We start from the raw sequence: 13,343 nt of genomic DNA, 5'->3' as shown, positions 1-13,343 counted from the left end.
TGGCGTCTTATGTCGGACGATAAACACGCACATTGGCATGTCCCTCACTGAGCAGGTGGTGTGCGTGCAGACGGCTCATCACACCCTTGTCGCAATACAGCAAGTACTGGCGCGTGGGATCCAGATGCTTGAACTTGCTGTTGATCGCATAGAACGGCATGGCTTGGACTTCGATACCATCCAGCGCCAGGGGTTCGTCTTCCTGGGCATCAGGGTGACGAATGTCGATGACGATCTGGCCTGGCAGCGCCTCGGCCACTTCCTCGACTTCGATGTCCTTGCCCAGTTCATCGATCACGTGGTCGATGGAAATGAACCTGGCGCGCTCCAGGGCACGCTCCAGCACTTCCATCTCGAATTGCTTCTCTTCGTGCTCCATGCGGTGACGCTTGGCATGGGTGGTCGGGTTCACCGAGATCACGCCGCAGTACTCGGGCATGTGCTTGGCGAAATCGGCGGTGCCGATCTCGGTAGCCTGGTCGATGATGTCCTGCTTGTGGCTGGCCAGCAGCGGGCGCAGCACCAGCTTGTCGGTGGCCGAGTCGATGATCGACAGGTTCGGCAATGTCTGGCTGGACACTTGGGAAATCGCCTCGCCGGTCACCAGGGCGTCGATCTGCAGGCGGTCGGCCATGCGCGCAGCCGCGCGCAGCATCATGCGCTTGAGCGTGACGCCCATGTAGCTGTTGTCGACCTTGTTGAGGATCTCGCCGACCACTTCCTCGAACGGCACGCTGATGAACAGCACGCGCTGGCTGCTGCCGTACTTCTTCCACAGGAAGTGGGCCACTTCCATCACACCCAGTTCGTGAGCGCGACCGCCGAGGTTGAAGAAGCAGAAGTGGGTCATCAGGCCGCGGCGCATCATCTGATAGGCCGCCACGGTGGAGTCGAAGCCACCGGACATCAGCACCAGGGTCTGCTCCAGGGCACCCAGCGGATAACCACCGATGCCGTTGTGCTGGTTGTGGATCACGTACAGGCGCTGGTCGCGGATCTCGATGCGCACCAGCACCTCTGGCTTCTTCAGCTCGATGCCGGCGGCGCCGCACTGCTGGCGCAGCTGGCTGCCGACGTAGCGGTCGACGTCCATCGAGGTGAAGTCGTGGTGACCACCGCGTTTGCAGCGCACGGCGAAGTACTTACCGGCCAGCAGGTGGCCGAAGTGGTGCTTGCACTTGGCGACGATGTCGTCGAAGTCGCCCAGCGGGTATTCCTCGACCTGCAGGAAGTGGGTGATACCCGGGGTGCAGGACAGGCGCTCGATCATCTCGCGCTGGATCTTCTCGTCCTCGACGCGGGTCACCACCTCGAGGTTGTCCCAGACACCATCAACCGCGAGCTCGGGATCCAGATCCTTGAGCACGTTGCGGATGTTCTTGGCGAGCTGGCGGATGAAGCGCTTGCGCACCGGCCGGCTCTTGATGGTGATCTCTGGGAAGACTTTGACGATAAGTTTCATTGGTTTAACAGCGCGCGCAGGGCCTGCCGAAAATAGGGGGCGCGAATTATAGCGGAAATCGCTCAAGGTTTGAGCAACTTTTGATCAGAAGCTTTGCGATGAATGCAGCAGGGGGCTTGTGCAGCACCTGTACCGGCCCTTTCGCGGGTAAACCCGCTCCCACAGGGATCGCACAATCATTGAAGCCAGTGAAGATCCTGTGGGAGCGGGCTTGCCCGCGAAAGGGCCCCCGAAAGCAGCACAAGGCCTCAGGCGTGCACCAAAATAGTGCTTAACATTCAAAAAGTGCCTTTTAAGGGTGCATTCTTTCCATCCCACAACCTCGCAAATGCCCGCCAACGCCCCCTTTCATCCCGCCCTCGCCATTTTTGGGCACTGGCATGCAATTTGCTCCCTTGTGAGGCAGGTACGCTTGGCCGACTATCCGCGCCCAGCGACACCCTTTTTCCAGGGCAGCGGCCAACTGCGCCCTAGACCATCCGGAGGACAACATGTCGAAGTCGGTTCAACTCATCAAAGATCATGACGTCAAGTGGATTGATCTGCGTTTCACGGACACCAAGGGCGTTCAGCATCACGTGACCATGCCGGCGCGCGATGGCCTGGACGAAGACTTCTTCGAAGTCGGCAAGATGTTCGACGGTTCCTCCATCGCTGGCTGGAAAGGCATCGAAGCCTCCGACATGATCCTGATGCCGGTCGACGACACCGCCGTGCTGGACCCGTTCACCGAAGAGCCGACCCTGATCATCACCTGCGATATCGTCGATCCGTCGAGCATGCAGGGCTACGATCGCGACCCGCGCGGCATCGCCAAGCGCGCCGAAGAGTACCTGAAGAGCACCGGCATCGGTGACACCGTGTTCGCCGGCCCCGAGCCTGAGTTCTTCATCTTCGACGAAGTGAAGTTCCAGTCGGACATTTCCGGCTCGATGTTCAAGATCTTCTCCGAGCAAGGCTCGTGGATGACCGGCGCTGACGTCGAAGGCGGCAACAAAGGCCACCGTCCGGGCGTGAAAGGCGGTTACTTCCCGGTTCCGCCGTTCGACCACGACCACGAAATCCGCACCGCCATGTGCAACGCCCTGGAAGAAATGGGCCAGACCGTCGAAGTCCACCACCACGAAGTGGCGACCGCCGGCCAGAACGAGATCGGCGTCAAGTTCAACACCCTGGTGAAGAAAGCTGACGAAGTACAGGCCCTGAAGTACGTCGTGCACAACGTTGCCGACGCTTACGGCCGTACCGCCACCTTCATGCCCAAGCCTCTGTACGGCGACAACGGCTCGGGCATGCACGTGCACATGTCGATCTGGAAAGACGGCAAGAACACCTTCTCCGGCGAAGGCTATGCCGGCCTGTCCGATACCGCCCTGTACTTCATCGGCGGCATCATCAAGCACGGCAAGGCCCTGAACGGCTTCACCAACCCGTCGACCAACTCCTACAAGCGTCTGGTCCCAGGTTTCGAAGCCCCGGTGATGCTGGCCTACTCGGCGCGCAACCGTTCCGCCTCGATCCGTATTCCTTACGTCGGCAGCCCGAAAGCCCGCCGTATCGAAGCACGCTTCCCGGACCCATCGGCCAACCCGTACCTGGCCTTCGCGGCCTTGCTGATGGCCGGCCTGGACGGCATCCAGAACAAGATCCACCCAGGCGATGCCGCCGACAAGAACCTGTACGACCTGCCGCCTGAAGAGGCGAAGGACATCCCGCAGGTGTGCGGCAGCCTGAAGGAAGCCCTGGAAGAGCTGGACAAGGGCCGTGCGTTCCTGACCAAGGGCGGCGTGTTCTCCGACGACTTCATCGATGCCTTCATCGAACTGAAGAGCGAAGAAGAGATCAAGGTCCGCACCTTCGTACACCCGCTGGAATACGAGCTGTACTACAGCTGCTGATCTGATCGGCGCCCCGCGTCGATGACATCAGGACGGCCTCCCTCGGGAGGCCGTTTTCATTTCCGTATCGAATCCCTCGCGGGCAAACCGCACGCCCTCTGTGGGAGCGGGCTCACCCGCGCGGAGGCCATTGGCTCCCAGCCAAAATCAAAACCTCACCCTCCGGGCTATGCTCTATATTGGTGCACTATTTTCGGGCATGCCCCGTGATGCCCCCCAATATGGTTCAAGTGAAACGTTTAACCTGGACTTTCTGTTCCGAATTTGCGCAATAACAGGTGTTTATCCGGGTTTCTCGCTTCTTTTCGGAGCCTTGGTTTGTTTCTTGCATTTTCACGGTACCAAGCGCACCACCCGCGCCAGCCCATGTGCCAAAAGAGGTCAACGACGCCCCATGACCATCAGCGATGCACAGCACCGTCTGCTTCTGGACAACCTGACCACGGCCACGCTGCTGCTCAATGCCGAACTGCGCCTGGAGTACATGAACCCGGCGGCGGAGATGCTGCTGGCCGTCAGCGGCCAGCGCAGCCACGGGCAGTTCATCAGCGAGCTGTTCACCGAATCGACCGAGGCGCTCAATTCACTGCGCCAGGCGGTCGAGCAGGCGCACCCGTTCACCAAGCGTGAAGCGCAGCTGACCTCGCTGACCGGCCAGACCATCACCGTCGACTATGCCGTGACCCCCATCCTGCATCTGGGCCAGACCCTGCTGTTGCTGGAGGTGCATCCTCGCGACCGGCTGCTGCGCATCACCAAGGAAGAGGCCCAGCTGAGCAAGCAGGAGACCACCAAGATGCTGGTGCGCGGCCTGGCCCACGAGATCAAGAACCCTCTCGGCGGCATTCGTGGCGCGGCCCAGTTGCTGGCCCGTGAACTGCCGGAAGAAAGCCTGCGCGACTACACCAACGTGATCATCGAGGAAGCCGACCGTCTGCGTAACCTGGTCGACCGCATGCTCGGCTCGAACAAGCTGCCGTCGTTGGCCATGACCAACATCCACGAAGTGCTCGAGCGCGTGTGCAGCCTGGTCGAGGCCGAGAGCCAGGGCTGCATCACCTTGGTGCGCGACTATGACCCGAGCCTGCCGGACGTGCTGATCGACCGTGAGCAGATGATCCAGGCCGTGCTCAACATCGTGCGCAACGCCATGCAGGCCATCGGCGGGCAGAACGAGCTGCGCCTGGGCCGCATCACCCTGCGCAGCCGCGCCGTGCGCCAGTTCACCATCGGCCATGTGCGCCACCGCCTGGTCGCCAGGATCGAGATCGTCGACAACGGCCCCGGCATCCCAGCGGAACTGCAGGACACCCTCTTCTATCCCATGGTCAGCGGCCGTCCGGACGGTACCGGGCTGGGCCTGGCCATCACCCAGAACATCATCAGCCAGCACCAGGGCCTGATCGAGTGCGAAAGCCACCCCGGCCACACCACCTTCTCGATCTACCTGCCCCTGGAACAAGGAGCCACCGCCCCATGAGCCGAAGTGAAACCGTCTGGATCGTCGATGATGATCGTTCCATCCGCTGGGTCCTGGAAAAGGCCCTGCAGCAGGAAGGCATGACCACCCAGAGCTTCGACAGCGCCGACGGCGTCATGGGCCGCCTGGCCCGCCAGCAGCCGGACGTGATCATCTCGGACATCCGCATGCCGGGCGCCAGCGGCCTCGACCTGCTGGCCCAGATCCGCGAGCAGCACCCGGGGTTGCCGGTGATCATCATGACCGCTCACTCCGACCTGGACAGCGCCGTGGCCTCGTACCAGGGCGGCGCCTTCGAGTACCTGCCCAAGCCGTTCGATGTCGACGAGGCGGTGTCGCTGGTCAAGCGCGCCAACCAGCATGCCCAGGAGCAGCAAGCCCTGGAAGTGCCCCAGGCGCTGGCCCGCACGCCCGAGATCATCGGCGAGGCGCCGGCGATGCAGGAGGTATTCCGCGCCATCGGTCGCCTCAGCCACTCCAATATCACCGTGCTGATCAACGGTGAGTCCGGCACGGGTAAAGAGCTGGTGGCCCACGCCTTGCACCGCCACAGCCCGCGTGCGGCGTCGCCGTTCATCGCCCTGAACATGGCGGCGATCCCCAAGGACCTGATGGAATCCGAGCTGTTCGGCCATGAGAAAGGCGCCTTCACCGGCGCCGCCAACCTGCGTCGCGGCCGTTTCGAGCAGGCCGACGGCGGCACGCTGTTCCTCGACGAGATCGGCGACATGCCCGCCGACACCCAGACCCGCCTGCTGCGGGTGCTGGCCGATGGCGAGTTCTACCGGGTCGGCGGCCATGTGCCGGTGAAGGTGGATGTGCGCATCATCGCCGCCACCCACCAGAACCTCGAGTCGCTGGTGCAGGCCGGCAAGTTCCGTGAAGACCTGTTCCACCGCCTCAACGTGATCCGCATCCATATCCCGCGCCTGGCGGATCGGCGCGAGGACATCCCGGCCCTGGCCCGCCACTTCCTCGGCCGCGCTGCCCAGGAGCTGGCGGTGGAGCCCAAGCTGCTCAAGCCCGAGACCGAGGAGTTCATCCGCAACCTGCCGTGGCCGGGCAACGTGCGCCAGCTGGAGAACACCTGCCGCTGGATCACGGTGATGGCCTCCAGCCGCGAAGTGCTGGTCGGCGACCTGCCGCCGGAACTGCTCAACCTGCCCCAGGACGCCGCGCCGGTGACCAACTGGGAGCAGGCCTTGCGTCAGTGGGCTGACCAGGCCCTGGCCCGCGGCCAGTCAAGTTTGCTCGACAGCGCTGTGCCGAGCTTCGAGCGGATCATGATCGAGACCGCGCTCAAGCATACGGCCGGGCGGCGTCGTGATGCGGCCTTGTTGCTGGGGTGGGGGCGTAATACCTTGACGCGCAAGATCAAGGAATTGGGGATGAAGGTGGATGGAGGGGAAGAGGACGACAATGAAGATCACTGACGGGCATGTGTACGCCAGGCCCGTATGAAGGGCCTGGCATGATCTTCACTCTTGGCTTCTGTAGCCCAGCACCACCTGGCACACCGCCTCACCACCACAGCAAATCAAACATACGAGTGAGACTGGGCTGTCAATTCTTTTCCCTCGTCTCGTTAACGACGTCCAGAAGTACATCGTAGTCAGAACCCATTACGACCTTACTCCGCATTTCCTGGTGGATTGGTCCCCAAAGAGTTCGCCTTTGAGCCTGCATGCGTTCAAGATCATCGTTAATAGAACGCTGCACAACCTTGAACGCGCCAATGATCTGGTTCTCGCGGGTCCCTGCCGAGCGCCCCAGGAAATTCAATGGGTTTTCACGTCGCTTATTTTCACGCCGAGCTGCCACCTTATCCAGAGCCCAGGCGCCAAAAGATCCACCTGCAAGGACAATTCCTACCGGTGCCGCCAAAGGCACACCACTCAAAGTAGCCACGGCACTCGCAGTGGCCCCACCGGCCAAGCCTATTGCTATCTTCTCCTGCAAAATACGTGTTCTGGTGGGCTCCACAGTATTCAGGACGGCAGGGTCGTTGGAAGTAGCTTTCTGCGCTTTTATACTCTTTCTGAGCTTGATATTTGCGGCCAGGCTAGTTGCTGTTTCCGCCGTGCCGATAATACCCATGATGCCTCCAAATATCGGCTCCCATACACCACCACTGAGATCCCATTTGTTGACCGGATCACCCGCACAGTAACCATAGGCATTGAGCCCTCCATCACCAAACGGGCTCAATTGGTCCGGGGACAGGAAGCGCAATGCGGTTGGAGAATAGCAACGGTAGCCGTTGCCCAGCTGATAGATACCCATCGGCCGCTCCCAGAGTTGCCCGCAGAACCCGAGAATTGGGCCTTCTACAAAAGCAGCGGCACCATATGGCGTATACGCCCTGGAGTAGGTACGCCCCCCGAAAGATGATCGCTGGTGATCGAGCATCGGCAAGTACAGGCTCATGAACAATCCCTCCCACAGGACCATGGTTCATAAGCAGAACGTTAACCAAGGCTGACACTGGCCGAAACTGGCAAAACTATCAGGTCCCAGTTGCACCGTTGCTGTGCCGCATGCACCAGCACAAGGCAGATTAGCCTTCAAAAGCCCTGGAAAAATGGCTATAACGCCACATTCATGGCCCTTTAAGACCTGGCACGCTCCCTGCTAAGTACTCAGTACCTCCAGTTTTGGGGACCTCGGTACAGGCAGGCCGGGAAATCCCCTCTTTTATTCGTGCAGCCTCACCTGCACCCGCCAGCGCCCCGCCTCCTCCGTCGCGTTCCACTCGCCACGCAGGGGGCGTGCGGCCACCACGGTCAGCACCAGCCCTTCCTCGCTCTTCTGCAGGCGCCAGCCCACCGGCTTGCCCTGCAGGCTCAGCTGGCCACGCTGTACCTTGCCCTGGGCCTCGAACACGATGGCCACGGTGCCCTGGACGTTCTCGCCATGCAGCCTGGGCTCTTCGTTGAACCACAGGTCCAGGCCATCCTGCACCACCTGCACCTGCTCGAGCACCCGCTCTTCCGGGGTGGTCAGGCGCCCGATCATCATGCCGACCATCAGCCCGACAAGGGCCAGCGACAGGATCACCCGCGGGAAGGCCTTCGAACGCAGGTCGGGTTCGGGGGTAGAATGCCCGTCATCTTCATGCTTGGAGCCGTGCATGTTTCACGTCATCCTTTTTCAACCAGAAATTCCGCCGAATACCGGCAACATCATCCGCCTGTGCGCCAACAGCGGCTGCGACCTGCACCTGATCGAGCCGATCGGCTTCGAACTGGACGACAAGCGCCTGCGCCGGGCAGGGCTGGACTACCACGAGTATGCCACGCTCAAGCGTCACCAAAGCCTGGCCGACTGCCTGGAAAGCCTGAATCAGCCAAGGCTGTTCGCCTTTACCACCAAGGGCTCGCACCCGTTTCACGAGGTCGAGTACCAGCCTGGCGACGCCTTCCTGTTCGGGCCTGAAAGCCGTGGCCTGCCGGCCGAGGTGCTGGACAGCCTGGCCCCCGAGCAGCGCCTGCGCCTGCCGATGCGGCCGGGGTGCCGGAGCCTGAACCTGTCCAATACCGTGGCGGTGACAGTGTACGAGGCGTGGCGGCAGCAGGGGTTTGCCGGTAGCTGATGCGCTGCCTGTACCGGCCCTTTCGCGGGCAAGCCCGCTCCCACAGGTATTGCGGGGTTGCCAAGAGCAGCACATTACCTGTGGGTGCACAGATATTGTGTGGTTGCTGAGAACAGCACAAATCCTTTGGGAGCACAGGTACTGTGTGATTGCTGAGAGCAGCATAAATCCTGTGGGAGCACAGGTACTGTGTGATTGCTGAGAGCAGCATAAATCCTGTGGGAGCGGGTTTACCCGCGAAAGGGCCGGGGCAGGCGACACACCATGAAAAAGGCGACCACGAAGGTCGCCTTTTCTTTACCCGCAGCAATCACTGCACGGTCGGCACTTCACCGGCTTCCTGCATGCGCTGCATCTCTTGCGCGTACAGGGCGTCGAAGTTGACCGGCGACAGCATCAGCGCCGGGAACGAGCCACGGGTCACCAGGCTGTCCAGGGTCTCGCGGGCGTACGGGAACAGGATGTTCGGGCAGAACGCGCCGAGGGTGTGGCTCATCGAGGACGCGTCCAGATTGGCGATCAGGAAGATGCCAGCCTGCTGCACTTCGGCGATGAAGGCCACTTCGTCACCATTCTTGACGGTCACCGACAGGGTCAGCACGACTTCGTGGAAGTCGCCTTCCAGGGCTTTCTGACGGGTGTTCAGGTCCAGCGAGACGCTCGGCTCCCACTGCTGGCGGAAGATCTGCGGGCTTTTCGGGGCCTCGAACGACAGATCGCGCACGTAGATGCGCTGCAGGGAGAATTGTGGAGCGGTGGCGTCAGTGGCGCCGTTGGTCTGTTGCTCGGTCATGGCAGATCCTTTTCCTAATGTTCTTGAATGCAGTGCGAATCAGGCCGCCAGCAGCGCGTCGAGCTTGCCCGCGCGCTCCAGGGCATAGAGGTCATCGCATCCACCGACGTGCGTGCTGCCGATCCAGATCTGCGGCACCGAGGTACGGCCGGCCTTCTGGCTCATTTCGGCGCGAACCTGGGGCTTGCCGTCGACCTTGATCTCCTCGAACGCCACGCCCTTGCTCTCGAGCAGGTACTTGGCGCGCATGCAGTAGGGGCAGTAGTCGCTGGAATAGACGATGACGGGCTTCATATCACTTCACCAGGGGCAGGTTATCGGCTTTCCAGCTGGAAACGCCACCGCTGAGCTTGGCGGCGGTGTAACCAGCCTTGAGCAGCTCGCGGCACAGGGTGCCGGACTGCTGGCCCATCGCGTCGACGACGATCAGGGTCTTCTCTTTGTGTTTTTCCAGCTCGCTCATGCGGCCGGCGACTTTGTCCTGGGGAATGTTCAGCGCACCGACGATATGCCCGGCCGAGTATTCCTTGGCGGTACGAATATCGATCACCACGGCCTTGTCGGCGTTGACCAGGGCGGTCAGCTGGCCGTTGCTCAGGCTCTGGCCGCCACGGCGGACTTCGTTGATCAGCAGCAGGACCAGCAGGACGACGAAAATGGCCACCAGGATGTAGTGATCTGTCGCGAATTGAATCAGGTGAGCAACCATCAGGGGTGTTCCAGGCGATTGAAAATGGCGGCCAGTATACACAGCGCCCCATGACCGCCAAAGCCCACCGGGCTGGCGGCAAACGCGTCTTCATGTTGCATGCCTGACCGCGCCTGTCGGGCAAGGGGAGGAATATTCGCCGTCGCTGGCGGATTTGCCCTAAAATGCGTGTCTTTATCATCTTTGAACAACCGTGAGTTTGATTGATGACGAGTACGCCTAAACCCCTGGTCCTGATCATCCTGGATGGCTTCGGTCACAGCGAAAGCCCCGAATACAACGCCATCTTCGCTGCCAACACGCCGGTCTACGACCGCCTGCGCGCCACCCAGCCGCATGGCCTGATCTCCGGCTCCGGCATGGACGTGGGGCTGCCCGACGGGCAGATGGGCAACTCCGAAGTCGGTCACATGAACCTCGGCGCCGGCCGCGTGGTGTACCAGGACTTCACCCGGGTGACCAAGGCCATCCGTGACGGCGAATTCTTCGAGAACCCCGTGCTCGGCGGCGCGGTGGACAAGGCCGTCGGCGCCGGCAAGGCCGTGCACATCCTCGGCCTGCTCTCCGACGGCGGCGTGCACAGCCACCAGGACCACCTGATCGCCATGGCCGAGCTGGCCGCGCAGCGTGGCGCCGAGAAGATCTACCTGCACGCCTTCCTCGACGGCCGCGACACCCCGCCGCGCAGCGCCCAGTCGTCCATCGAACTGCTCGACGCCACCTTCGCCCGCCTGGGCAAGGGCCGCATCGCCAGCCTGATCGGCCGCTACTACGCCATGGACCGCGACAACCGCTGGGATCGCGTACAAGCCGCCTACAACCTGATCGTCGACAGCACCGCCGAATATACCGCCGACAGCGCTCTCGCCGGCCTGCAAGCCGCCTACGCCCGCGAGGAGAACGACGAGTTCGTCAAGGCCACGCGCATCGGCGAGGCGGTCAAGGTCGAGGATGGCGACGCGGTCATCTTCATGAATTTCCGCGCCGACCGCGCCCGCGAGCTGTCCCGTGCGTTCGTCGAAGCGGACTTCAGCGAATTCCCACGCGCACGCCTGCCCAAGCTGGCGGCGTACATCGGCCTGACCCAGTATTCGGCGAAGATTCCGGCGCCTGCCGCGTTTGCCCCGTCCAGCCTGGACAATGTCCTGGGCGAATACCTGGCGAAGAACGGCAAGACCCAGCTGCGCATCGCCGAGACCGAGAAGTACGCCCATGTCACCTTCTTCTTCTCCGGTGGTCGCGAAGAGCCGTTCGAAGGCGAAGAACGCATCCTGATCCCGTCGCCGAAGGTCGCCACCTACGACCTGCAGCCGGAAATGAACGCTCCCGAGGTCACCGACCGCATCGTCGAGGCCATCGAGCAGCAGCGTTATGACGTGATCGTGGTCAACTATGCCAACGGCGACATGGTCGGCCATACTGGCGTGTTCGAAGCGGCGGTCAAGGCCGTCGAAGCCCTGGATATCTGCGTCGGCCGTATCGTCGAAGCCCTGGACAAGGTCGGCGGCGAAGCGCTGATCACCGCTGACCACGGCAACGTCGAGCAGATGGAAGACGAGTGCACCGGCCAGGCGCACACCGCCCATACCAGCGAGCCGGTGCCGTTCATCTATGTCGGCAAGCGCCAGGTCAAGGTCCGCGAAGGCGGCGTGCTGGCCGATGTGGCGCCGACCATGCTCAAGCTGCTGGGGCTGGAAAAGCCGGTAGAGATGACCGGCACCTCGATCCTGGTCGATGCTTGATGCTTGTACGGGGCCGCTTTGCGGCCCTTTCGCGGCACAAGGCCGCTCCTACAGGTGATCGCACATAACCTGTAGGAGCGGCCTTGTGCCGCGAAAGGGCTGCGCAGCAGCCCCGAAATACCTGAATTCCAGACCAACGCCCCGCCGCGCATGCCGCAGGGCGTTTTTTTTGCAGGCCCGCAAGGGCATACTAGGCCAGTCTCCATCCCCGGTACGCCAAACCCCATGCTCCGCGCCCTCTTCTTACTAGCCCTGTCATGCCTGCTCACCCCGGCTTTCGCCGACGAGCGCGCACAGACCCAGCAACAGCTGGACGCCACCCGCCAGGACATCGCCGAGCTGAAGAAGATGCTGGGCAAGCTTCAGGAGGAGAAAGCCGGCGTGCAGAAAGACCTCAAGTCCACCGAGACCGACATCGGCAGCCTCGAGAAACAGGTGGAGGCATTGCAGCAAGAACTAAAAAAGACCGAGGGCGAGCTGGAGCGCCTTGATCACGAGAAAAAAAAACTCCAGAGCGCCCGCGTTGAACAGCAACGCCTGATTGCCATCCAGGCCCGTTCGGCCTACCAGAACAATGGCCGCGAGGAATACCTCAAGCTGCTGCTGAACCAGCAGAACCCCGAGAAGTTCGCCCGCACCCTCACCTATTACGACTACCTCAGCAAGGCGCGCATGGACCAGTTGCGCGCCTTCAACGAGACCCTGCGCCAGCTGGCCAACGTCGAGCAGGACATCGCCCGCCAGCAGGAACAGCTGCTGACCCAACGCGCCGACCTCGACGGTCGCCGCCAGGCGCTCGTGGCCGAGCGCGACAAGCGCCAGCAGGTGCTGGCCAAGCTCAACAGCGACATGAAAGAGCGCGACCAGAAGCTGCAGAGCCGCGAGCAGGACCAGGCCGACCTGGGCAAGGTGCTCAAGACCATCGAGGAAACCCTGGCCCGCCAGGCCCGCGAGGCCGAAGAGGCGCGCCAGCGCGCCCTGCTGGCCAGGCAGGAAGAAGAGAAACGCCGCAAGGAGCAGGCCCTGGCTGCGGCAGCCCGTGCCCAGGAGCCCGAGGAGGCGCCGAAAAAGGCCCGCACCACCCTCGGCCCGGTGGTTTCCAGCGATGGCGCCAGCTACGGCGGCGCTTTTTCTGCGGCCCGGGGCAAACTTCCATGGCCGGTCAATGGTCGATTGCTGGCACGCTTCGGCGATACCCGCGGCGGCGACGCCCGGGCCAAATGGGACGGAGTGATGATCGGCGCCAGCGCCGGCACCCAGGTGCGCGCCGTGCACGGCGGGCGCGTGGTGTTCGCCGACTGGTTGCGCGGCGCTGGACTTCTGGTCATCCTCGACCATGGTAATGGCTACCTGAGCCTCTACGGCCACAACCAGAGCCTGCTCAAGAGCGCCGGCGATATCGTCAAGGCAGGCGATGCCATCTCCACCGTCGGCGACAGCGGTGGCCAGGACAACGCCGGCCTGTACTTCGCGATTCGCCAGCAGGGCCGGCCCACCGACCCTGCGCAATGGTGCCGAGGCTAGTGTCCTGTCTCGGAAATACGTTCTCTTTTGGCGAGTGGCTTGGGTGTTCGGCCAAGGCGCCGCGACGAGTCATAGCAGGGCTATGGCGAGGAGTGGCAACGCCGGCCGGGCGCCCAAGACGCCGCCAAAAGTGAACAGCTTAT

The 13,343-nt window shown here is 62.3% G+C and carries 12 protein-coding genes; 6 read left to right on the top strand and 6 right to left on the bottom strand.

Features of this window, described 5'->3' with window-relative positions; all coding sequences use genetic code 11:
- Positions 1 to 7: 7 nt before the first annotated feature.
- Entirely contained in the window at positions 8 to 1,462 is a 1,455-nt protein-coding gene (thiI, locus tag AC0MAZ_RS05510; RefSeq protein WP_475860532.1) for a tRNA uracil 4-sulfurtransferase ThiI, read from the bottom strand.
- A 491-nt stretch (positions 1,463 to 1,953) separates the two neighbouring features.
- On the opposite strand from thiI, the gene glnA reads away from it, so the two are divergent.
- The 3 genes from glnA to ntrC all read left to right on the top strand — a co-directional run bounded on the left by glnA (position 1,954) and on the right by ntrC (position 6,273).
- Positions 1,954 to 3,360, top strand: coding sequence for a type I glutamate--ammonia ligase (gene glnA, locus AC0MAZ_RS05505; protein WP_203648383.1), 1,407 nt, complete (start codon positions 1,954 to 1,956; stop codon positions 3,358 to 3,360).
- Positions 3,361 to 3,754: 394 nt separating this feature from the next.
- Positions 3,755 to 4,840 (top strand): nitrogen regulation protein NR(II), encoded by a 1,086-nt coding sequence (gene glnL, locus AC0MAZ_RS05500; protein ID WP_110735235.1) that lies wholly within the window; start codon positions 3,755 to 3,757, stop codon positions 4,838 to 4,840.
- Complete coding sequence (ntrC, locus tag AC0MAZ_RS05495; protein WP_203648385.1) at positions 4,837 to 6,273, top strand: nitrogen regulation protein NR(I); 1,437 nt, start codon at positions 4,837 to 4,839, stop codon at positions 6,271 to 6,273. The genes glnL and ntrC overlap by 4 nt, the downstream gene beginning before the upstream one ends.
- A gap of 130 nt (positions 6,274 to 6,403) precedes the next feature.
- Here ntrC and AC0MAZ_RS05490 read toward each other — a convergent pair whose 3' ends face one another.
- On the bottom strand, positions 6,404 to 7,267 hold the full coding sequence (locus AC0MAZ_RS05490) for an RHS repeat-associated core domain-containing protein (protein WP_475860528.1): 864 nt from the start codon (positions 7,265 to 7,267) through the stop codon (positions 6,404 to 6,406).
- A 267-nt stretch (positions 7,268 to 7,534) separates the two neighbouring features.
- Positions 7,535 to 7,972: a hypothetical protein gene (locus tag AC0MAZ_RS05485; RefSeq protein WP_475860526.1), complete on the bottom strand. Its 438-nt coding sequence runs from the start codon at positions 7,970 to 7,972 to the stop codon at positions 7,535 to 7,537.
- On the opposite strand from AC0MAZ_RS05485, the gene trmL reads away from it, so the two are divergent.
- On the top strand, positions 7,971 to 8,432 hold the full coding sequence (gene trmL, locus AC0MAZ_RS05480; protein ID WP_203648400.1) for a tRNA (uridine(34)/cytosine(34)/5-carboxymethylaminomethyluridine(34)-2'-O)-methyltransferase TrmL: 462 nt from the start codon (positions 7,971 to 7,973) through the stop codon (positions 8,430 to 8,432). The genes AC0MAZ_RS05485 and trmL overlap by 2 nt on opposite strands.
- A gap of 310 nt (positions 8,433 to 8,742) precedes the next feature.
- On the opposite strand, the gene secB is transcribed toward trmL, so the two are convergent.
- The 3 genes from secB to AC0MAZ_RS05465 are packed head-to-tail and all read right to left on the bottom strand — an operon-like array spanning position 8,743 to position 9,934.
- Complete coding sequence (gene secB / locus AC0MAZ_RS05475) at positions 8,743 to 9,225, bottom strand: protein-export chaperone SecB (protein ID WP_203648402.1); 483 nt, start codon at positions 9,223 to 9,225, stop codon at positions 8,743 to 8,745.
- Positions 9,226 to 9,264: 39 nt separating this feature from the next.
- Positions 9,265 to 9,519, bottom strand: a complete 255-nt coding sequence (gene grxC, locus AC0MAZ_RS05470) for a glutaredoxin 3 (RefSeq protein WP_003249204.1) — start codon at positions 9,517 to 9,519, stop codon at positions 9,265 to 9,267.
- 1 nt (position 9,520) lies between these two features.
- The gene (locus tag AC0MAZ_RS05465) at positions 9,521 to 9,934 is read right to left on the bottom strand and encodes a rhodanese-like domain-containing protein (protein ID WP_028688411.1); all 414 of its coding nucleotides are present in this window, start codon (positions 9,932 to 9,934) and stop codon (positions 9,521 to 9,523) included.
- A gap of 206 nt (positions 9,935 to 10,140) precedes the next feature.
- On the opposite strand from AC0MAZ_RS05465, the gene gpmI reads away from it, so the two are divergent.
- Both gpmI and AC0MAZ_RS05455 read left to right on the top strand, forming a co-directional pair.
- Positions 10,141 to 11,676: a 2,3-bisphosphoglycerate-independent phosphoglycerate mutase gene (gene gpmI / locus AC0MAZ_RS05460; protein ID WP_475860521.1), complete on the top strand. Its 1,536-nt coding sequence runs from the start codon at positions 10,141 to 10,143 to the stop codon at positions 11,674 to 11,676.
- Between the two features lie 225 nt (positions 11,677 to 11,901).
- Positions 11,902 to 13,200: a murein hydrolase activator EnvC family protein gene (locus AC0MAZ_RS05455; protein WP_203648406.1), complete on the top strand. Its 1,299-nt coding sequence runs from the start codon at positions 11,902 to 11,904 to the stop codon at positions 13,198 to 13,200.
- The last annotated feature ends 143 nt before the right edge of the window (positions 13,201 to 13,343 follow it).

This window comes from Pseudomonas sp. A, from assembly GCF_056270345.1.
Note: the sequence above shows the minus strand (reverse complement) of the source record. Positions and strands in the feature narration are given on the sequence as shown.

Bases quoted from the DNA above. Each gene is read 5' to 3' on its own strand.
- thiI (WP_475860532.1), bottom strand. From the start codon at position 1,462: ATGAAACTTATCGTCAAAGTCTTCCCAGAGATCACCATCAAGAGCCGG.
- glnA (WP_203648383.1), top strand. From the start codon at position 1,954: ATGTCGAAGTCGGTTCAACTCATCAAAGATCATGACGTCAAGTGGATT.
- glnL (WP_110735235.1), top strand. From the start codon at position 3,755: ATGACCATCAGCGATGCACAGCACCGTCTGCTTCTGGACAACCTGACC.
- ntrC (WP_203648385.1), top strand. From the start codon at position 4,837: ATGAGCCGAAGTGAAACCGTCTGGATCGTCGATGATGATCGTTCCATC.
- AC0MAZ_RS05490 (WP_475860528.1), bottom strand. From the start codon at position 7,267: ATGAGCCTGTACTTGCCGATGCTCGATCACCAGCGATCATCTTTCGGG.
- trmL (WP_203648400.1), top strand. From the start codon at position 7,971: ATGTTTCACGTCATCCTTTTTCAACCAGAAATTCCGCCGAATACCGGC.
- AC0MAZ_RS05485 (WP_475860526.1), bottom strand. From the start codon at position 7,972: ATGCACGGCTCCAAGCATGAAGATGACGGGCATTCTACCCCCGAACCC.
- secB (WP_203648402.1), bottom strand. From the start codon at position 9,225: ATGACCGAGCAACAGACCAACGGCGCCACTGACGCCACCGCTCCACAA.
- grxC (WP_003249204.1), bottom strand. From the start codon at position 9,519: ATGAAGCCCGTCATCGTCTATTCCAGCGACTACTGCCCCTACTGCATG.
- AC0MAZ_RS05465 (WP_028688411.1), bottom strand. From the start codon at position 9,934: ATGGTTGCTCACCTGATTCAATTCGCGACAGATCACTACATCCTGGTG.
- gpmI (WP_475860521.1), top strand. From the start codon at position 10,141: ATGACGAGTACGCCTAAACCCCTGGTCCTGATCATCCTGGATGGCTTC.
- AC0MAZ_RS05455 (WP_203648406.1), top strand. From the start codon at position 11,902: ATGCTCCGCGCCCTCTTCTTACTAGCCCTGTCATGCCTGCTCACCCCG.